A 623-nucleotide genomic window follows, 5' to 3' on the forward strand; every position below is an offset into this window, starting at 1 on the left:
TTCGGTGGTATCCCTGATGGCGTCGGCATCGTTGAGCGTTTCGACACGTTCGCAAGCCAATATGCAACAGACAAAGGCGTTGATTTCCTACGTCGTGCACTAAGCTACGCAAAAGACCGTCTAGGCATCGAAAAACAAGCGTTCCTAAACGAGCTAGTACTGGCTTACCTTGCGTGTAACTACCCAGTGCCACCACGTATGCTAGTGAACATCGAGAAAGTGGTTAAACAATACATCGCAGAAGAGATGTACGGCCCAATGCCAATGACGACTAACTTTGACCTGTTCGCAACAGAAGGCGGCACTGCGTCAATGACGTACACGTTCGCAACCATGTTCAACAATGGTCTATTGAAAAAAGGTGACAAAGTTGCGCTAATCACGCCAATCTTTACACCTTACCTAGAAATCCCAGAGCTAGCAGAATATGAGCTGGAAATCGTAGAGCTACGCCTTGATGAGACCACTTGGCAGCTACCAATGTCTGAAATCGAAAAACTGGCAGATACAGACATCAAACTGCTTTGTGTTGTTAACCCAGCAAACCCAGCATCAGTTAAATTCTCTGATGAAACACTGGATAACCTAGCAAACTTCGTCAACGAGCAACGCAGTGACCTATT

General features: G+C 46.4%; 1 protein-coding gene. It reads left to right on the forward strand.

What is annotated here, in order from left to right; genetic code table 11:
* Positions 1–623 (forward strand): aminotransferase class I/II-fold pyridoxal phosphate-dependent enzyme (locus tag AB4274_RS22155; RefSeq protein ID WP_372113254.1); only part of this gene is annotated, 623 nt, incomplete at both ends.

The sequence above is a fragment of the Vibrio sp. 10N.261.55.A10 genome, from assembly GCF_041470825.1.
Taxonomy (GTDB): Bacteria; Pseudomonadota; Gammaproteobacteria; order Enterobacterales; family Vibrionaceae; genus Vibrio; species Vibrio crassostreae_C.